Origin of the sequence: Sphingomonas sp. AX6 (assembly GCF_902506605.1) — a bacterium.
Lineage (GTDB): Bacteria > Pseudomonadota > Alphaproteobacteria > Sphingomonadales > Sphingomonadaceae > Sphingomonas.
This window is the reverse complement of the sequence record NZ_LR733979.1, coordinates 1,989,532-2,007,489: the sequence shown is the minus strand read 5'-3', so window position 1 is coordinate 2,007,489 and position 17,958 is coordinate 1,989,532. Positions and strand designations below refer to the sequence as shown.

Below are 17,958 nucleotides of genomic sequence, written 5' to 3'. Positions count from 1 at the left end.
GGAGGATCGAGACGCGAGATTGCCACCCTCATTCGACAAGCGTAAGGCGCGAAAATGAGCACCAAGACCGTTTCGAACAGCAACGCACCCGTGATCGAAAACGGCGCGCAACTGATCGACTATTTCGCGTCCGGGGAAAAGCCCAAGGACCGTTGGCGGATCGGGACGGAGCACGAGAAATTCGTGTATTCGACCGCCGATTGCCACGCCCCCAGCTATGACGAACCCGGCGGCATCCGCGACCTGTTGATGGCGCTGACCGAGTTCGGATGGACCCCGGTCGAGGAAGGCGGCAACGTCATCGCGCTGTCCGGCCCCGACGGCACCGTCAGCCTTGAGCCCGCCGGGCAGCTGGAGCTGTCGGGCGCGCCGCTCGAAAACCTGCACCAGACCTGCGCCGAGACCGGGCGCCATCTGGAACAGGTGAAGGCGGTCGGCGAGCGGCTCGGCCTCGGCTTCCTGGGCTTGGGCATGTGGCCCGACAAGGCGCGCAGCGACCTGTCGATCATGCCCAAGGGTCGCTACGGCATCATGCTCAACCATATGCCGCGCGTCGGGTCGCTGGGCCTCGATATGATGCTTCGCACCTGTACCATTCAGGTTAATCTGGATTACGCCTCTGAAGCCGATATGGTGAAGAAGTTTCGGGTCGGATTGGCGCTTCAACCGCTCGCCACTGCCCTTTTCGCCAATTCGCCGTTTACGGAGAAAAGGCCCAACGGCTTCCTCTCCTATCGCAGCCACATCTGGTCGGACACCGACCCGCACCGCACGGGCATGCTGCCTTTCGTGTTTGAGGACGGCTTCGGCTACGAGCGCTACACCGACTACGCGCTCGATGTGCCGATGTACTTCGTTTACCGCGAGGGCCGCTATATCGACGCAGCGGGCCTCAGTTTCCGCGACTTCCTGCGCGGCGAATTGTCGGTGTTGCCGGGCGAAAAGCCGACGATGGACGATTGGGCCGATCATCTGTCCACCGCCTTTCCCGAGGTACGGCTGAAGACTTTTCTGGAGATGCGCGGCGCCGATGGCGGGCCATGGGGCCAGATTTGCGCGCTGCCCGCCTTGTGGGTCGGGCTGCTCTACGACAGCCAAGCGCTCGATGCGGCGTGGGATCTGGTCAGAGGCTGGTCGATGGACGAGCGCGAGGCACTACGGAACGCGGTGCCCAAACTCGCATTGGACGCGCCGCTACCCGGTGGCGGGCGCCTGCGCGACATTGCGGGCGACGTGCTCGACATTGCCGGTGCCGGGCTCAGCGCGCGGGCGCGCACCAATGCGTCCGGCGACAATGAAAGCGGCTTCCTCGACCCGCTGCGAGAGATTGTGCGCAGCGGCAAGGTGCCCGCGCAATTGCTGCTCGACCGCTATGCGGGTCCATGGGAGGGCGATGTGTGCCAATTGTACGAAGGTTCGCGCTTCTGACGCTAAGGTGGGTGAGCGACCGGAATCGCTGCCGACATTGAACGACCGCGTTTGGGTGGGGAGCGGACGCCGATCGTAGTCAATCTACCTTTTTGTATTGAGCATGACTTTCTACCCATTTGCCTTGGCGGCGATCCTGCCAACGCGACGGGTCCGGCTCAAAGTCGCAAAGTTCCACATGGACAACTCCCGTCGCAGTCCACGTGGCACCTACGTATCGCTGCTCAATGACAACCGTAGAACCGCTGATCCCATAAACCCTGACAGGATCGTCGAGCGCCACCACAGCCGCAGGCAGGTCATTTTGGCCGGGAATGAAGGAGGTTACCTTACCCAGCAATGAGGAGCGCCCATCGAGCCAAGCAGGCTCGAAATCATAGCCACCGCTAAGTTCAATCCGGTCGCCTGGCCGCAAAACATCGCTTGTCATCTAGCAGCTCCAACGAAAGCGATGAATGACAGCTACGGGGTCGCTAGCCGACAGACCGGTTCCTATAACCGCTGCATCGGCGCCGCGACGCGCTTCTCACCCCTGATCCACGCGAACAGCCTCGGCACGGAACCGTTGCGCGCCATCCATTCGGCATAGGCGCGGTACGCCGGGTCCGCGCCCAGATGGCGCTCCTCGGTCCGCGCCCGCCAGTAATAGATGCCCGACACCGCCGCCATCAGCACGCAGTTGCGCGCGGCGTCGGCGATCGATCCCGTCGTCGCAAAGATCGGCACCGTCGCAACCCACCAGAAACAGTTCTTGGCGAGATAGGCGGGATGTTTCGACCAGGCATAGGGTCCATGGGTCAGGATGCCGCGATGCGTCAGGTTCGAGAACCGCAAGCCGAACGCCACCGTCGCCCAGGCATAGATGCCGGTCAGCACCACCAGCAGCGCGCCGACGCCCCACAACAGCACCGGATAGCCCGCAAACCAGATCGACCAACCGGCATCGCCATGCGTGCCCGGATGATAGTCGAGCGGCCCCGCCATCAGCGCAAAGGGCGGGTAACAGGCGAGCGCCGCCAGCCAGCCAGCGGCATAGGGATTGGCGGTGCGGATATGTGCGTCGAGCGGCTTCATCGTCAGCGTGTAGCCGACGGTCGCAAAGGCGATGTCGACCACGAACATGAACGTGATGAGCCACATCGCCAGCGCCACCGGATCGCCCAAGATGCCACTCAAATCCCAGCGCACGAAAGCGCCGAACGCGCCGGGAACGATCGACAGCATGAAGGCCAGGAAAAACCCCTTCACCGCCCAGGCGCGCAGATGGTGGAAAATGTCCTCGCGGTCATATTCCCCCTCAAGGCTCAGCAACCAGGTGCCGAGCGCCCAGGCGCCGTCCTTCGGTTCGCGCAGATAACGGTCGAGCCAAAAAACGTAAGGCACCGACAGTGCGACCAGGACCGGCGCGGCCACCATCAGCCACTCCATCGCCAGCCGGTAATTGCCCTCCCAATAAAACCGGCACACCGCATAGACTGCCGCAATCCCCGCCCAGGTCGCCCATAGACCGGCGAGTTTGACCAGACTGACGTCGATCGTTTGCTTCAAAGGCTTGGGGTTCGACCAATCGATCCCGGTCGAGGCGTTCAGGTGAACCTTGTCCACCAGCAGCGACCAGGCGATCATCGGCAGGCCGCACGCGACCACGGCAACCAGCGCCGCATAGGGGCCGTCCATGCCATAATGCCGCGCAACGACGACCCAGCCGATCAGCCCGACCATCCCCATCGCACCGCACGCGCCCGACACTGCGGACTTCGGCCGCGGATCGGCTTCACCCTGTTTCGAGAGGTTGGCGTCGTGATACATCCAACGCGGCATAGCGCGGCAATGGTAAGCAAGCGGTGAAGCATCGCCCGCTGCGATCCCGCTGCCCCATCGACTAAACTGCTGCGTTGCACTATCCGCGCGGCATCCCTATTCGCGCCGCCATCCACGCGGCGCTGCCGCTCAACAACAGGAAGCCCTGAACCAATGCGTATCGACATGGTGCCGGTCGGCAAGAACCCGCCGGAAGACCTGAACGTCATCATCGAAGTTCCCACCGGCGGCGAGCCCGTGAAATACGAATTCGACAAGGCATCGGGCGCGCTGTTCGTCGATCGCATCCTGCACACGCCGATGCGCTATCCGGCCAATTACGGCTTCGTCCCCCACACGCTCAGCCCCGACGGCGATCCGCTCGACGCGCTGGTCGTCGCGCGCTCGCCCTTCATTCCGGGCTGCGTCGTGCGCGCGCGCCCGATCGCGGTGTTGAATTTGGAAGACGAAGCCGGCGGCGACGAAAAGCTGATCTGCGTACCGGTCAACGACACCTTCCCCTATTATTCGAAGGTCGAGGGCAAGGACGATCTGCCCGCGATCGTGTTCGAACAAATCGAGCATTTCTTCACCCATTACAAAGATCTGGAAAAGATGAAGTGGGTGCGCGTCGGCACCTGGGGCGACGCCGACGAAGCGCGCCGCATCACGATCGAGGCGATCGAACGCTATGAAGCCGCCAAGGCGCAGGGCGAAGAGCCGATGAACCACGAGGTCGCCGGTCGCGACGACTGAGTTTTTCGGTTTCGAGGATCACGAACCCCGTCGGCGCAAAGGTGTCGGCGGGGTTTTCTTATAGCCCTTGTCCTAGTGGGGATGTTTCATTCCGCCAGCCGCAGCAGCGCATCGCCGTCGAGGCGTTGAATTGTCCAATCGTCGAGCCCCTTTGCCCCGAGCGAGCGGTAAAGCGCAATCGCGCCTTCGTTCCAATCGAGCACCGACCATTCGAACCGCGCGCAGTCGCGCTCGACCGCCAGCCGCGCGAGATGCCGCAGCAGCGCGCGCCCGATCCCGCCACCCCGCGCGGACGGCGTGACGTAGAGATCCTCGAGATACAGTCCTCGCCTCCCTTCCCAGGTCGAGAAATTGTGGAAGAAGATCGCATGACCGACCGCCATGCCGTCGCTTTCCGCGATCACCGCCTCCGCCGCCGGATGCGCGCCGAACAGCGCAACATTGAGCATGGGTTCGGTCGCTTTCACGGCATCGGGCTCGCGCTCGAACGCGGCGAGTTCGTGGACGAAACGCAGGATGACCGGCACATCGGCAGGAGCCGCGGGGCGGATATGGATCATGCGACGGCGCTTTCGACCACCGGCTCGGCGATCGGCGGTTTGGCCCGCGCTGCCAATATACACCCCGCCACGATCAGCGCAGTGCCCGCCAGCGTCGTCCACGTCACCGCCTCGTCGAACACCACCCAGCCCAGCACCGCCGCCCACACGAACGCGGTATATTCGACCGGGATCAGCAACTGGGCCTCCGCCCGCGCATAGGCCCAACCCATCGCGATCAGCGAAATCACCGCCAGTACGCCCGCACCGACAATCGCGGGCCAGTCGCCTGCGCGCGGCGCATCGAGGAACCACGGTGCGGCGAGCGATAGCATCGTCAACACCGTCAGCGTCTGGAAAAATCCGATCTCCAGCGGCTTGGCGATCAACGCCTGCCGCCGCGCGAGGATGAGGTTGTAGGCGAACAGCACCGCGGAAATCAGCACCGCTACGACACCCCACACCGCACGCTCGTCGTAATCCCCTGAGAGCCGCCCGGCCAAGATCACCGCGACCCCGACCAGCCCCACCACCGAAGACAGGATCGCCGCCCGCCCGATCGTCTCCCCCAGCAGAATCGCGGCAAGATACAGCGCAATCAGCGGCGCAATGAAGGACAGCGCGATCGCCTCCGCAATCGGCAGCACGGCGATCGAATAGAAGAACAGCAGCGACATGAAAGTGACGATCACCCCACGCCACAGGTGTAACCTGAGCGCCGCCCGGCTCGGCATCGTCGGGCGCGACAAGCCCCAGATCGTGCCCGCAATCACCGCGCCCGCCAGATTGCGCCAAGCAACCGCCGAATAGACGCCGATGCCCAGCACCAGCCCCTTCATCACCACATCCATGACCGAATACATCGCCACGCCCAGACACGCGACGAGGAAGGCAGCGATGGCGGGCGTCGGGCGGGACATGAAGCCGCGCTTAGCCGGGGTTCGGGCGGGGGGCTAGTCGCCTTCGCCCGCGTTCAAATCCTCGTCCGAACGCTCATAGCCCAACAGATCGCCCGGCTCGCATTCCAGCACGTGACAGATCGCTGCCAGCGTCGAAAACCGCACCCCCTTCACCTTGCCCGATTTGAGCAGGGACAGGTTCGATTCGGTAATCCCCACCGCGCGCGCCAATTCGTTCGAGCGCATCTTTCGCCGCGCCAGCATCACGTCGAGATTGACGATCACCGGCATCAGACGAACCCACCGACATCGCGCGCTGCGCGACTGCCTGCTTCCAGCGCCCAGGCAACGACGAACGCGGCAAAGGCAATCAACAGATTGATGAGCAGCGGTCCGCCGTCGAGCGAAAAGTAAATGCCCGGCCCGTGCGGTGTGCCCGGCATCAGGATCATCACTCGCGCTGCCGCCGCAAACGGCGGGACGATCGCCAGCGCCAGCGCCGCGATCGACGCGCGCTTGATCCAGGGAAGCGCTGCCGCCATTGCATCCGACTGGTCTCGCCCCAGTCGCCGAATTGCAGTTGAGACAAGGATCAGCAACGCCATCATCGGCGCAACCTGGACCAAATTGACCAGGCCGAGCCCCGCCCAGATGTGCGGCTTTCGGACATGTCGTTCGAACTGCTGCACACGCTCGGGCGACGCCTGCATTTGGGCACGCAAATCGTCGGGCAAACCTACTTCCGGCGTATTGGTGGTAACACACCCTGCGTCCGAACATCGCATATTATACTGGGCGCCGGGCACCGTCCAAGAAATCGCCACAGCGACGATCTGGGTCAGCGCAACCAGCAGAAACAATGCCGCCGACAATCGACAGATGCGCCGTTGATTGACGGAAAGGGAATATCCGGTTTGCATATATTTCTTTCTGTTTTACAGAAATATGTTTTCCTTTTAGGGTATATGGACGTTCAAGTCGAATCGGGGGAGCCGGTAATGCGGACCGCGGGTGGAAAAATGCTGGCGCTTGTGGCCGTCACGTTACCGGCAATGGCATCGGCGCAGACCGACCATTCCACAACGGCCTTTACCGGCGGCTATGGCGGGGTCGAGGCCGGGGTGCACGAGCATCATTTCTATATCGAGCAGACCGACGCGGCGACGGGCCGGACCCAGGGTCGCTATTACCGGTCGTGGGGCGCGGGCGGCGGCGCATTCGCCGGATACGACATTGCGGTTGCGCCGCGCATTCGCGTCGGCGGCGAAGTCGGCATCAGCCTGGGCGGTGCCAGTCCGGTCGCGCGCCTGCCGACCGGCACCTACACCCAGCACCCGCAATGGGGATACCGGGCGACGGCAAGGGCCGGATATCTGATCGGCGACCGCACGCTGGCGTACGGAACGCTCGGCTATGGCGGCCATCGTTACCGCATCGACAACCGCGCCAATGTGCTGGGCGCCCATTCTTGGGGCAGCAGCTTCACGATCGGCGCGGGCGTCGAGCACCGGCTGTCGGACCGCGCCGCGATACGCCTGGATTTCCGCCACCTCGACAATTCGATGAACCATTTGCTCATCGGGGTGCCGATCCGGTTTTGAAGGGAGACTACCCGTGTCCCTATTCCTGTTCGCCGCGCTTGCCGCCATCCAGACGCCACCCATCGTGGAAGAGGTGCCAGAAGAAATCGTGGTGATCGGCCACCGGATACGAAACATCCGCGCATCCACCCGCACCAACCGTAAAACCGGCGAAAAGACGTGCCGCATTCGCCGGTCGAGCGGCGACAAGGCGTTCGACCGTATCTTCTGCGACATCATGCTCGATTGCGCGAAGACCGCCACGAAGATCGAGGAAATGACCGGATGCGTCCGTGCCGGACAGCCGATCATGGCGCAGCGCATGGCGGCAAGTCGCCCGCCACCGGTGCGCTAACGCCGCCGTCCCCATCAAAAATGCGCCATGCGACCGGCGGAGGGGGCTGGCGCGGGAAACCGATAACCTTCATCTGTCGACATCAAACTGCTGTGCCATAGCTCCACGACCGTCACCCAACGAACGCCGAGGAACCCCATCGTGGACCTGTTATCGACATCGCTGATCGGGCGCGGGGCGTGGTTGCTTCGCAAATGGAGTCGCCAGATATGGGTGCGCGCCAGCCTGTTCAGCGTGGCGGCGGTGGCGATCGCGGTGTTTTCGGCGCTGGCGGCACCCTATATTCCGGCCGATCTGGAGATCAAGCTCGCCGCAGATTCGGTCGGCGGCATCCTCAATATCCTCGCATCCAGCATGTTGGCCGTGACCACTTTTTCGCTGTCGATCATGGTGTCCGCCTACTCCTCTGCCACGTCCAACGTCACACCGCATTCGACCAAGCTGTTGCTGAGCGATTCGGTCGCACAGAACACGCTGGCGACCTTTATCGGCAGCTTCCTGTTCAGCATCGTCGGGATCATCGGGCTGGCCGCCGGGCTCTATTCCGATTCGGGGCGGATCATCCTGTTCCTGGCGACCCTGGTCGTCATCCTGATCATCACTGCGGCCTTGCTGCGCTGGATCGAGCAGCTCGGCAAGTTCGGGCGCGTCGGCGACACGATCGACCGGGTCGAGGCGGCAACGACGCCGCCGCTGCGTCAATGGGGCCGCACCCACCGGCTGGGCGCGCAGCCTGCGGTGCCCGTCCCCGATACGGCACGCCCCATCACCGCCAAGACCGTCGGTCACATCCAGCACATCGATATGGAGAAGCTGGCCAAGATCGCCGACGCGCACGACCTGACCATCCACATCGTCGCACTGCCCGGCGCCTATATTCATGCGCGACGCCCGATGGCATTCGTGGAGGGGCGCGTCGATGATGAGCGGTGCGACACGATCATGGCGTGTTTTTCGACCGGCACCGACCGCGAATATGACCAGGACCCTCGGTTCGGCCTGATCGTGCTGTCAGAAATCGCGTCGCGTGCGCTATCGCCTGCGGTCAACGACCCGGGCACCGCGATCGAAGTCGTCGGCGCGGGGCTTCGCGCGTTGCTGGCCTATGCCGAGGCGTGCGACGAGCGCGCCGAGAACCGCTTCGACCGCCTGCACGGCCCGAACCTGGACATGGACGACCTTTTCAACGCGTTCTTCAATCCGATCGCCCGCGACGGGGCGGCGTTGATCGAGGTACAGATGCGCATCCAGTTCGCGCTGGAGGCACTCGCCGAAAACGCGCCGGACCTGTTCGCAGACGCCGCGCGGCGACAATCGGAACGCGCGGTCACCCGCGCGAACGAAGCGATGACGATCAAGCATGATCGTGAGGTGCTGGCAAAACGTGCCGAGTGGCGCACCGCCGGATAACGGCACGACCGCCGCCACCAGCCAGCCGTTTCAGGCGGCGGCCACCGCCTTCGCTGCATCCTCCGCCTCGATCTGCGCGGCTTTCGCCTCGACCAGCCGGACGATGTGGTCGACCATGCCTTCGTCCTGGACATGGTGGTCGGTGACGCCCGACAGATAGACCATGTGCTTGCCGTTGCCGCCGCCGGTGATGCCGATATCGGTTTCGCGTGCTTCACCGGGGCCGTTGACGACGCAGCCGAGCACCGACAGGCTCATCGGCGTGCGGATGTGCTGGAGGCGTTCTTCGAGCGTCTGAACGGTGCGGATCACGTCAAAGCCTTGGCGCGCGCAACTGGGGCACGACACGACGCGGACGCCGCGGTTGCGGATGCCGAGCGCTTTCAGGATTTCGAAGCCGACGCGCACCTCTTCCTCCGGCTCGGCCGAGAGCGAAACGCGGATCGTGTCGCCGATGCCGTACCACAGCAGGCTGCCGATCCCGATCGCGCTCTTCACCGTGCCGCCGACGAAACCGCCCGCCTCTGTAATCCCCAGATGCAGTGGGCAATCGACGGCTTCCGATAGCTGCTGATAGGCGGCAACCGCGAGGAACAGGTCGGATGCCTTTACCGCCACCTTGAATTCGTGGAAGTCGTGGTCTTGGAGCAGCTTGATATGGTCGAGCGCGGATTCGACCAGCGCCTCGGGACAGGGCTCGCCATATTTTTCGAGCAGGTCTTTCTCGAGCGAACCGCCGTTGACGCCGATGCGGATCGCGCAGCCATTGGCCTTGGCGGCGTTGACGACCTCGCGCACGCGCTCAGCAGAGCCGATATTGCCGGGATTGATCCGCAGGCACGCGGCGCCCGCGTCGGCGGCTTCCAGCGCGCGTTTGTAGTGGAAATGGATGTCGGCGACGATCGGCACGCGGGATGCGCGGACGATCTGTTTCAGCGCCGCGGTCGATTCCACATCGGGGCACGACACGCGGATGATGTCCACGCCCGCCTCCTCGCAGCGGCGGATCTGATCGATCGTCGCCACCGGGTCCGACGTGGGGGTGTTGGTCATGGTCTGGACCGTGACCGGCGCATCGCCACCGACGGGGACGTTGCCGACCATGATCTGGCGGCTTTGGCGGCGCGTGATATCGCGCCAGGGACGAAGGGACATGGGGACCGTTACTCGCTGTTCACCGGCCTCTTAGCCGTTTCCGCTCACCGCTTCCAGAAGGCGCCGATGCGCACCGGAAGGTTATCGCGGACATTCATATAGACCATGTTGTAGTCGAGATTATGAAAGTTGCCGAACGGGATCACCAGATCGGTATAAATCTTTTGCCGCGGGGACGACACATAGAGCGCCCCGTCGCGACACCGCGCCGATACCAGACCGGGTTCGAACGCGCGCGGGGTCGCCCCCCCGCCATGCAACCACGCCCCGCGATTGAGCCGCGCGGGCGCGACCGCGCCATCGGTGCTCCAGCTCAACGGATTGATGCAGACATAGGGGCGGCGCTCGCGTTCGGGCGCATAGCCTGATGAGCGGCCCAGCGTCAGCCGCTGTGCCGTTGCGTTGCGCCCCTCGGCAAAGCTCGACCAGGTGATGACGCAGCCGGTATCGTAAGCCGATCTGCACGCCCGCAGCGCACCGGGCCGTTCGAACCATTCGGCCTCCATCCAGTGCCCGACCAGATAGGCCGCGACCAGCCGGTTGGCGTGGGTCGTCCCCTCGATCCGCCGTTCGATCAGCGTGCGAAGCAAGCGGCTGCCCTGGCTATGCCCGGCGAGGATGAAGGGCCGACCCCTCGCCCGGCGGCTGACGAACTCGTCGAACGCACGCTCTACATCTCTATAGGCAAGCGCCATCGCGGCGTCCGAGTTCTCCGACCATTTGACGAAGCCGCCCAGCGTCATCTGGCGATAATGGGGCGCAAACACGCGGCAGCACCCATTGAACACGCTCGCCTGTCCCCGGAGCGGACCATCCGACACCTGATCGCGATACCCCGCGTCGCGCCAATCGGCATTCCACGCGTCGCGCGACATGAACACGGTGGGATAGACGAAGAACACGTCGACCTGCGCGGATTTCGGGTCGATCGGCTGGAGGTTGAGCGGCGCGAGATCGGCCGCATCGCGCCGCTCGGGCAGTGCCGCCCAGGCATCGTCGCTGCGATAATCGGGCGCGGGCGCGGCGCGTGCGGGATCGAAGGCGAAATCGGGCGGGCGATTGTTGCGCATGATCTGCAACGCCTTGACGATCTGCGCCTCGGCAGGCGGCGACCACAGCAACGTCAGACCGAGTATCGCGCACAACAATGATCGCATGGCACCGCCCTCCCCAAGTTAGCGCATGATACCGCAGATTTGCCGAAGCGCGGAGTCATGCTTTCGGGCTATTGCGTAGGCGCGTGGAAAATGCGGTCTGGCTGGAAGCGACCCCAAAGTCGCCGACGGATGGTCAACCTGAATCAACCAGGTTACCGTTCAATCTTGTTCATCGAGCATACGTTGTGGGCAAGAAGGTTCTGGCGGCTCGCAATTTAGTCGCGGCGGAACCGTGCTAGCGTTCCGGACCGGGCAGATCGCGCATGTAGTTTGCATGCCTCAATCGCACTCTAACACTGTCACGAGTAGGAGAATGAGAATGCTATTTCACACAATGGTCGGATCGAACGACATCGAACGGTCAAAGCGCTTCTACGACACCGTGCTGGGCACCCTAGGCGCAAGCGAAGGGGCGCGGAACATCGCCGACAGCGGCCATACCCGTCTGATCTATAATAACGGCAGCGGAACCAACTTCATTGTCAGCCAGCCGATCAACGACGAACCGGCAAGCGTTGCCAACGGCAGCACCGTCGCCTTTTCCTGCGACTCGCCCGCGCAGGTGAAGCAGCTTCACGATACAGCTGTTGCCGCTGGCGGCACCTCGATCGAAGCCCCGCCCGGACCGCGCGAAACTGCCTCGCTGGGAACGATTGAGCTCGCCTATTTTCGTGATCCCGACGGCAACAAGCTCTGTGGGATCCATTTCCCCAAGTAATCGCGAATATGCCGAGCCGGCCTGAACGCGCTGCCCGTCTCCGGCGGGGATGGGCAGCAAACCTGTAGCGATCAGCAGGCCAAACCGCACGCCGCATGTCCGTTTTCCATCCATTTCGAGCCATTCCGCCATCGCGCCGAAAGCGGTCGTTGATGGGCACCCGACCGCACCGGCTAGCGACCGCGCCACAATCTGATATTGCCACGCCATCCCATTTCTAGGAGCAGCCCGATGCGCCTGACCCTGACCCTTGCCATTGCCGGAGCCTTTGCGATGACCGCCCCTTCCCCCTCCCACGCCCAGACGCCTGCAAAACCGCAATGGACGCTGGTCATCCATGGCGGCGCGGGCGTGCTGGAGCGCGAGAATATGACGGCCGAGCGCGAAAAGGCGGCACGCGACGGGCTCGACCGCGCGCTGGCGGCGGGAGAGGCGATCCTGGCCAAGGGCGGAAGCGCGCTCGACGCCGTCCAGGCGGCGGTGACGGTGCTGGAGGAAGACCCCCATTTCAACGCCGGGCGCGGCGCGGTGTTCACATATGAAGGCACCAACGAACTCGACGCCTCGATCATGGACGGACGCACGCGCGCGGCGGGCGCAGTCGCGGGCGTGACGCATACCAAAAGCCCGATCGCGCTCGCGCGCCGCGTGATGGAGGACAGCCCCCACGTCTTTCTCGCAGGCGAAGGCGCCAACATCTTCTCCAGGGAAAAGGGGCTGGAACAGGTCGATCCGAGCTGGTTCGCCACCCCCGAACGCCGCGAACAGTTGGAGCGGATGAAGGCCAATCAGGGCGGATCGGCAAGCTGGTTCGACGTCGACATGAAATACGGCACTGTCGGCGCCGCCGCACTCGACGCGAACGGCCATGTCGCCGCCGCCACCTCCACCGGCGGCGTCACCGGCAAGCGCTGGAGCCGCATCGGCGATTCGCCCATCATTGGTGCTGGTACCTATGCCGACGATCGCGCCTGCGCGGTGTCGGCGACGGGCGCGGGCGAATATTTCATCCGCGCAGGGGTAACCCACGAAATCTGCGCGCGTGTCCGCATGAAGGGCGAAACGCTGCAAGCCGCGGCCGACGCGGTGATGGCAGAGGTGAAGGAAATGGGCGGCACCGGCGGCGTCATCCTGACCGGCCCCACCGGCGAAATGGCGTGGAGCTACAACACGTCGGGCATGTACCGCGGCAAGGTGTCGGCAGGCGGCAAGCGCATGACCGCGATTTACGGGGATGAGGAGTGAGGCGTGGCCTGCGCGCGCTGGTTGCGGTCCTCGGATTGACGCTCGCCGCTCCGGCTGGCGCGCAGGACACCGTTCCGCCATCGGTTCGCGCATCCTTGTTACCCAATGGCACCGTCGATCCCGAAGCGTCGGCATGGATGCGCGGCGCCCTTGCCGATGCAACGCCGGATCAGAAAGCCGACTGGCGCCGGGTTCAGTCCTGGATCACTCAATGCAGTGCCGACGGGTTAAACCGCATCCGTCGTAATTTGGCCAAAGAGGGCATCACCGATCCGAGGTTGAGTGGCCAGGTTGCAGGCGACGATGCCTGCCAAAGCGCAAAAGCGCTCAGCCCGTACGCCTTTTTCGAAGCAACCGAAGCATCGTTCAAAGCCGCCGATGCGCGTGCGAAAGCTATGCTGGATACCTATCTTCACGGCGCGAAGATAGGTTTCGAATCCACGCCATTCGATCCCGCATGGGCTAATGAAGAAGCCCGAAAACTGATGCACGCCACCGTTCGCGATCAAATCTATCGCAACGCGCTCGACTGGCCCGACACGCTACCGCTGGAGCCCGACGTAAAGTCCGCGCTGATCCGCCGGGTCGGTCATGCGACCTCGGTCGAGGATCGCAAGAACACCGAAATGCTTAAGGCGCTGGTCGCTGAGCAGGGCTGGCCGACGATCGGCCGTGTGGGTGCGGTGCCGAGTCATTCAGCTTGGCTGCTGGTGCAGCACGCCGACCACGACCCCGCCTTCCAACTTCGCGCGCTTCGGCTGATGGAGCCGCTGGCCGCGAAGAGCGAAGTGCGCCCGGCAAATTATGCCTATCTCTACGACCGCGTGATGCTGAAGATCGTCGGGAAGCAGCGTTATGCGACGCAGGTGACGTGCGACGGGGGCAAGCGAGTGCCGCGTCCGCTCGAAGACGGCGTCGATGCCGAAGCGGAGCGCGCAAAGATGTCACTTGGCTCGCTTGCCGACTATATCGACGGGATGAACGCGCGGTTTCCAGCCTGCCCAGCCTGACCAGAGCCATAAGGCGACTTGGAACCGCCACGCTTGACCGCTAGAGGCCCATCCATGATCCGCCGCATCCTGCTCGCCGCCGCTGCGGCCGTCACTTTCGCCCTGCCCGCCCCGGCGCTTGCCTATTGGGAGTTCGGGCACGAGGCCGTCGCCACCATCGCGCGGCTGAACGTGAAGCCGGAGACGCGGGCGAAGATATTCGCGCTGCTTCGCCAGCAATCCTTGCTCAACACCCCGACCTGCCCCGCGGGCACGATGGAGGCGGCGAGCGTGTGGGCGGATTGCGTCAAGCCGCTGGGCCAGCGGTTCAGCTATGCCAACAACTGGCACTATCAGAACGTCAACGTGTGCAAGCCGTTCGACCTGAAATCAAACTGCCCCGACGGCAATTGCGTGTCGGCACAGATCGACCGCGCGACCGCGCTGTTGCAGGACGAAGCGGTGCCGGAGAGCGAAAAGCTTCAGGCGCTGGTGTTCCTGATCCATTTCGTCGGCGACCTTCACATGCCGCTGCATGCGGGCGACCGCGGCGATCTGGGCGGCAACCGCGTGCCTGCCGCTTACGGTCTGTGGGCGCCCGAGCGGTTCAACCTGCACAGCCTGTGGGACGGGTATCTGGCCGAGCGCGCGATCACGACGCCGCCCGAAATCCGCCGCGCCTATTCGGCTGAGGAACGCGAAGCGCTGTGGGGCGGCACCGTCGAGGACTGGAGCCGCGAGAGCTGGCAGGCCAGCCGCGACGTCGCCTATGCCACTGCGATGGGCGGCGACCCGTGCGCCGAAATCGAAGGCCGCGCGGTGCATGACGATGCGATGATCGCCAGGATCGTCCCTACCGCGCGCGAACAGGTGATGAAGGGCGGCCTGCGCCTCGCCCGCCGCCTCGACGAGGCGTTCGACCCCGCCAAGGTATTCGATTCGCGCGAACGTCGGCGGCGGTAGGTAAGCACCCCGCTTTTATCGCCCCCCTCTCCGTTCGTTTCGAGCCCTTCGACTGCCTGCAAGGCAGGCGCTCAGGATGAACTTCCGCCAAAGGCGGAAGTCGAGAAACGCATGCGACGCGCCCAGCCCGCGTTTCTCGACTTCGCTCGAAACGAACGGAATTTGGAACGCGCGCCCTCCCCGCCCGTTGGTCGATCAACGCATTGAACCACGGAGGAAATCATGGCGCGCAAGAACGATAAACCTATGAGCAAGCGGACGATCGGACTGGCGGCGCTGGGAACGATTGTCGGCGCAGGCGCAGCGGCCTTTACTGCCTTCAGGATGATGAAGGCACCGGGTGAAGGGCATGCCGCGCCCGACCTCGCCCCCGATGCCGAACCGGCTAGCCGTGCACCGGAAGCCTTTCGTCCCGATCCACAGGCACCGATGAATGCAGCCGAGCGCGAAGCGATGCGACCGATGACGACGCCGGTCCCGGCACCGGTCGACCGTGAGAGTGTGGCGCTGAGCTAAGCTGTCTTGCAGACCCCGGCGTCATTGCCGGGGTCGCATTCTTCGAACCGCGATTCAGTTCACTCGCGCCCACCCCAGCGCCACCGCCAGCCGCCCCGCGTGTTGTGAATGGTAATCACCATAAAGATAACGGTCGCCGCGGCGAGCAACGTGACCAGCGCCACCAGCGGCAATCCGCTTCTCCCAATGCCAAGCATCGCTGCGATATAGGTCGCGACCAGCGCCCATCCCTGCCACCGCACCGGCGTCGCGCCATAGCCGTATCGCTTCGGCACGAACCAGCTCCCGTCCGTCGGCTCGTTGCTGCGATCGTCGGAATTTATCCTGTTCTGCCTCACGCCCGATCCTCCTTTATTGTCCACGCGCATAGCTTTCGAGATAGCCGCAGCGGCCACAGCGCCAGGTCTGGATCGGAACCTGTCGTCTGCCGCGCAGCTTTACCCCGGTCCAGAAACTTTTGACCGGTGCCCCCTCGACCCAGTTGCTGACCGTCTTCGTGCCATAGCCATTGTCCACCACGAACCCTTCGGCCATCGGCGATCCGCATTTCAAGCAAGTGTTCGAACGCATCTCAATTCCCCTCTTTGGGCGGGCGTCCCCGTTTCGCGCGCACCGGGTCCGCCAGTTTCACCCCGCGCCGCGCCAGCGCCTCGCGCAGCAGGCATTCGACCTGCGCGTTGACGCTGCGCAGGTCGGTCGCCGCGCTGCGTTCGATCGCGGCGTGGAGTGCCGGATCGATCCGCAGCGGGAACGCCTTCTTGGTCGGGTTGCCGGTGTCGGGCATGTTACTGGTAAAGCGACCCTGCATTGACGATCGGCTGAGTGTCGCGCTCGCTGCACAGCACCACCATCAAATTGCTGACCATCGCCGCGCGGCGCTCGTCATCCAGTTCGACGACATTCTTCGCCGATAATTGCTCCAGCGCATGTTCGACCATCGACACCGCCCCTTCGACCAGCTTGGCGCGAGCGGCAATGATCGCCTCCGCCTGTTGGCGGCGCAGCATCGCCTGCGCGATTTCCTGCGCATAAGCGAGGTGCATCAACCGGCACTCGTCGATATAGACGCCGGCATTCGCCACCCGGTCCTGCAACTCGCGCTGCAGTTCGGTGGCAATCTCGTCGCCGTCGCCGCGCAGCGTGATACGATCGACCTCGAAATCGTCGTAGGGATAGCGCGATCCGACCGCGCGGACCGCGCTCTCGATCTGGATGTTCACAAACTCACGATAATCATCGACATCGAACAGCGCCTGCGCGGTGTCCTCGACACGCCATACGACGTTGGACGCGATCTCGATCGGGTTGCCGCGCAGGTCGTTCACCTTCAGCCGGTCGGACGTGATGTTGTGGATGCGGACCGAGATTTTCTTCTTGGTCATCCATGGCCAGGTCCAGCGTAGCCCGGTGGTGCGATCGGTGCCGCGATAGTCGCCGAAGAGCAGGATCGCCGCGGCCTGGTTGGGCTGGAGCAGATAAAAGCCCGGCGCAATGAAGGTCATTACAACCGCGCTGACCACCACCAGCCCGATCGCCCATGGCGCATCGTTGATCTGAGCGATCCCAAAGATGATCCCCGCCAGTGCGACCACCACCAACAGCAACGCGATATAACCGCTCATCGTGTTCGCAGGCCGCTCGCGCCCCGCCTTCATTGTCCTGTCCCGCACCACCTCAGTCATCTCGCCCTCCGTTTAATGTGATATCACTTTAATATCGGATGTATGATTCGGGCAAGGGGAATCGGAACAGCGGCATCACCCTTCCTCCGGTGGAGGAATTCAGGTGGCGCGAACACGAAAAAGGGCGCCGCCGGTTGCCCGGCGACGCCCTCCTCAACTGCGTGTGTGCGACCCGCAGCGGATACGAAAATTACTGGATGACGACGGTCACCGCGCGGCGGTTCTGCGCCCAGCTACCTTCGTCCGATCCCATCGCGATCGGGCGTTCCTTGCCATAGCTGACGGTGGTGATCCGCGTCGCGGACACGCCGCGTGCCGACAGGTAGTTGGACACCGAATTGGCGCGACGATCGCCCAGCGCGAGGTTGTATTCGCGAGTGCCGCGCTCATCCGCATGGCCTTCGATCGATACGCGGACATTGGGGTTCTGGCTCAGCCAATTCGCCTGCGCATCCAGGATCTGGCGCGCGGTGCCATCGACATCATAACGGTCGAGCGCGAAATTCACCGTGTCGTTTCCAACTGCCTGACGGAACTGGTCCTGAAGCGACCCCATGCCAGCATTCGGATCGGTCATCCCGCCATCGCCAGGCAGCGCGCCGGTATCGCCAGCGGCAGGCGGCAGCACGTCGGGGCGCTTCTTCGCGCAACCGCTGATCGCAACGGCGGCGGCGACCACCATTATGAGTTTCTTGCTGACCATCATCGTGTCTCCTCAGAAATTTCGGGGCCGCGCGAGGCGACCCAGGGGTAACGCCGCGAACGA

Annotated in this window: 23 protein-coding genes; 10 read left to right on the top strand and 13 right to left on the bottom strand. The window is 63.8% G+C overall.

Going from position 1 to position 17,958, the window contains the following annotated elements:
- Window positions 1-54 precede the first annotated feature (54 nt).
- Window positions 55-1,428, top strand: a complete 1,374-nt coding sequence (locus ENHY17A_RS09700; RefSeq protein WP_159712255.1) for a glutamate--cysteine ligase — start codon at window positions 55-57, stop codon at window positions 1,426-1,428.
- Window positions 1,429-1,507: 79 nt separating this feature from the next.
- Here the strand turns inward: ENHY17A_RS09700 and ENHY17A_RS09695 are convergent, their stop codons facing one another.
- Both ENHY17A_RS09695 and ENHY17A_RS09690 read right to left on the bottom strand, forming a co-directional pair.
- Window positions 1,508-1,858 carry a hypothetical protein gene (locus tag ENHY17A_RS09695; RefSeq protein ID WP_159712253.1) on the bottom strand — a complete coding sequence of 117 codons (351 nt, stop codon included), beginning with the start codon at window positions 1,856-1,858 and terminating at the stop codon, window positions 1,508-1,510.
- Between the two features lie 62 nt (window positions 1,859-1,920).
- Window positions 1,921-3,249: a methyltransferase family protein gene (locus tag ENHY17A_RS09690; protein WP_236547854.1), complete on the bottom strand. Its 1,329-nt coding sequence runs from the start codon at window positions 3,247-3,249 to the stop codon at window positions 1,921-1,923.
- Between the two features lie 153 nt (window positions 3,250-3,402).
- On the opposite strand from ENHY17A_RS09690, the gene ppa reads away from it, so the two are divergent.
- Window positions 3,403-3,984 carry an inorganic diphosphatase gene (gene ppa, locus ENHY17A_RS09685; protein WP_159712249.1) on the top strand — a complete coding sequence of 194 codons (582 nt, stop codon included), beginning with the start codon at window positions 3,403-3,405 and terminating at the stop codon, window positions 3,982-3,984.
- Window positions 3,985-4,070: 86 nt separating this feature from the next.
- On the opposite strand, the gene ENHY17A_RS09680 is transcribed toward ppa, so the two are convergent.
- The 4 genes from ENHY17A_RS09680 to ENHY17A_RS09665 are packed head-to-tail and all read right to left on the bottom strand — an operon-like array spanning window position 4,071 to window position 6,342.
- A complete protein-coding gene (locus ENHY17A_RS09680; RefSeq protein ID WP_159712247.1) occupies window positions 4,071-4,544 on the bottom strand; it encodes a GNAT family N-acetyltransferase in 474 nt (157 codons plus the stop codon).
- The gene (locus tag ENHY17A_RS09675; RefSeq protein ID WP_159712245.1) at window positions 4,541-5,443 is read right to left on the bottom strand and encodes a DMT family transporter; all 903 of its coding nucleotides are present in this window, start codon (window positions 5,441-5,443) and stop codon (window positions 4,541-4,543) included. Before ENHY17A_RS09675 ends, ENHY17A_RS09680 begins: the two co-directional genes overlap by 4 nt.
- A 33-nt stretch (window positions 5,444-5,476) precedes the next feature.
- Window positions 5,477-5,713: a helix-turn-helix domain-containing protein gene (locus ENHY17A_RS09670; RefSeq protein WP_159712243.1), complete on the bottom strand. Its 237-nt coding sequence runs from the start codon at window positions 5,711-5,713 to the stop codon at window positions 5,477-5,479.
- The gene (locus tag ENHY17A_RS09665; protein WP_159712241.1) at window positions 5,713-6,342 is read right to left on the bottom strand and encodes a hypothetical protein; all 630 of its coding nucleotides are present in this window, start codon (window positions 6,340-6,342) and stop codon (window positions 5,713-5,715) included. The genes ENHY17A_RS09670 and ENHY17A_RS09665 overlap by 1 nt, the downstream gene beginning before the upstream one ends.
- 78 nt (window positions 6,343-6,420) lie before the next feature.
- Between ENHY17A_RS09665 and ENHY17A_RS09660 the strand changes: the two genes are divergently transcribed.
- From ENHY17A_RS09660 to ENHY17A_RS09650, 3 genes are all read left to right on the top strand, one after another.
- Window positions 6,421-7,023: an outer membrane protein gene (locus ENHY17A_RS09660; RefSeq protein WP_159712239.1), complete on the top strand. Its 603-nt coding sequence runs from the start codon at window positions 6,421-6,423 to the stop codon at window positions 7,021-7,023.
- 13 nt (window positions 7,024-7,036) lie between these two features.
- A complete protein-coding gene (locus ENHY17A_RS09655) occupies window positions 7,037-7,357 on the top strand; it encodes a hypothetical protein (RefSeq protein WP_159712237.1) in 321 nt (106 codons plus the stop codon).
- 141 nt (window positions 7,358-7,498) lie between these two features.
- Window positions 7,499-8,767 (top strand): DUF2254 domain-containing protein, encoded by a 1,269-nt coding sequence (locus tag ENHY17A_RS09650; protein ID WP_201296378.1) that lies wholly within the window; start codon window positions 7,499-7,501, stop codon window positions 8,765-8,767.
- 30 nt (window positions 8,768-8,797) lie between these two features.
- Here the strand turns inward: ENHY17A_RS09650 and ispG are convergent, their stop codons facing one another.
- Window positions 8,798-9,922: a flavodoxin-dependent (E)-4-hydroxy-3-methylbut-2-enyl-diphosphate synthase gene (gene ispG, locus ENHY17A_RS09645; RefSeq protein WP_159712235.1), complete on the bottom strand. Its 1,125-nt coding sequence runs from the start codon at window positions 9,920-9,922 to the stop codon at window positions 8,798-8,800.
- A 44-nt stretch (window positions 9,923-9,966) separates the two neighbouring features.
- Complete coding sequence (locus tag ENHY17A_RS09640) at window positions 9,967-11,079, bottom strand: DUF3089 domain-containing protein (protein ID WP_159712232.1); 1,113 nt, start codon at window positions 11,077-11,079, stop codon at window positions 9,967-9,969.
- Between the two features lie 319 nt (window positions 11,080-11,398).
- On the opposite strand from ENHY17A_RS09640, the gene ENHY17A_RS09635 reads away from it, so the two are divergent.
- The 5 genes from ENHY17A_RS09635 to ENHY17A_RS09615 all read left to right on the top strand — a co-directional run bounded on the left by ENHY17A_RS09635 (window position 11,399) and on the right by ENHY17A_RS09615 (window position 15,510).
- Window positions 11,399-11,797: a VOC family protein gene (locus ENHY17A_RS09635; protein ID WP_159712230.1), complete on the top strand. Its 399-nt coding sequence runs from the start codon at window positions 11,399-11,401 to the stop codon at window positions 11,795-11,797.
- A 231-nt stretch (window positions 11,798-12,028) separates the two neighbouring features.
- Window positions 12,029-13,042 carry an isoaspartyl peptidase/L-asparaginase family protein gene (locus tag ENHY17A_RS09630; RefSeq protein WP_159712228.1) on the top strand — a complete coding sequence of 338 codons (1,014 nt, stop codon included), beginning with the start codon at window positions 12,029-12,031 and terminating at the stop codon, window positions 13,040-13,042.
- On the top strand, window positions 13,039-14,052 hold the full coding sequence (locus ENHY17A_RS09625) for a DUF6624 domain-containing protein (protein ID WP_159712226.1): 1,014 nt from the start codon (window positions 13,039-13,041) through the stop codon (window positions 14,050-14,052). Before ENHY17A_RS09630 ends, ENHY17A_RS09625 begins: the two co-directional genes overlap by 4 nt.
- 57 nt (window positions 14,053-14,109) lie before the next feature.
- The gene (locus ENHY17A_RS09620; protein WP_443018310.1) at window positions 14,110-14,994 is read left to right on the top strand and encodes a S1/P1 nuclease; all 885 of its coding nucleotides are present in this window, start codon (window positions 14,110-14,112) and stop codon (window positions 14,992-14,994) included.
- Window positions 14,995-15,216: 222 nt separating this feature from the next.
- Window positions 15,217-15,510, top strand: coding sequence for a hypothetical protein (locus tag ENHY17A_RS09615; RefSeq protein WP_236547852.1), 294 nt, complete (start codon window positions 15,217-15,219; stop codon window positions 15,508-15,510).
- Between the two features lie 59 nt (window positions 15,511-15,569).
- On the opposite strand, the gene ENHY17A_RS09610 is transcribed toward ENHY17A_RS09615, so the two are convergent.
- The 5 genes from ENHY17A_RS09610 to pal all read right to left on the bottom strand — a co-directional run bounded on the left by ENHY17A_RS09610 (window position 15,570) and on the right by pal (window position 17,898).
- Window positions 15,570-15,848, bottom strand: coding sequence for a hypothetical protein (locus tag ENHY17A_RS09610; protein ID WP_236547850.1), 279 nt, complete (start codon window positions 15,846-15,848; stop codon window positions 15,570-15,572).
- Between the two features lie 13 nt (window positions 15,849-15,861).
- Complete coding sequence (locus ENHY17A_RS09605) at window positions 15,862-16,044, bottom strand: hypothetical protein (RefSeq protein WP_236547849.1); 183 nt, start codon at window positions 16,042-16,044, stop codon at window positions 15,862-15,864.
- A 37-nt stretch (window positions 16,045-16,081) separates the two neighbouring features.
- A complete protein-coding gene (locus ENHY17A_RS09600; RefSeq protein ID WP_159712218.1) occupies window positions 16,082-16,294 on the bottom strand; it encodes a toxin-antitoxin system HicB family antitoxin in 213 nt (70 codons plus the stop codon).
- A 1-nt stretch (window position 16,295) separates the two neighbouring features.
- Window positions 16,296-17,192 (bottom strand): SPFH domain-containing protein, encoded by an 897-nt coding sequence (locus ENHY17A_RS09595; RefSeq protein WP_159712216.1) that lies wholly within the window; start codon window positions 17,190-17,192, stop codon window positions 16,296-16,298.
- Between the two features lie 190 nt (window positions 17,193-17,382).
- Window positions 17,383-17,898, bottom strand: a complete 516-nt coding sequence (pal, locus tag ENHY17A_RS09590) for a peptidoglycan-associated lipoprotein Pal (RefSeq protein ID WP_159712214.1) — start codon at window positions 17,896-17,898, stop codon at window positions 17,383-17,385.
- Window positions 17,899-17,958 lie beyond the last annotated feature (60 nt).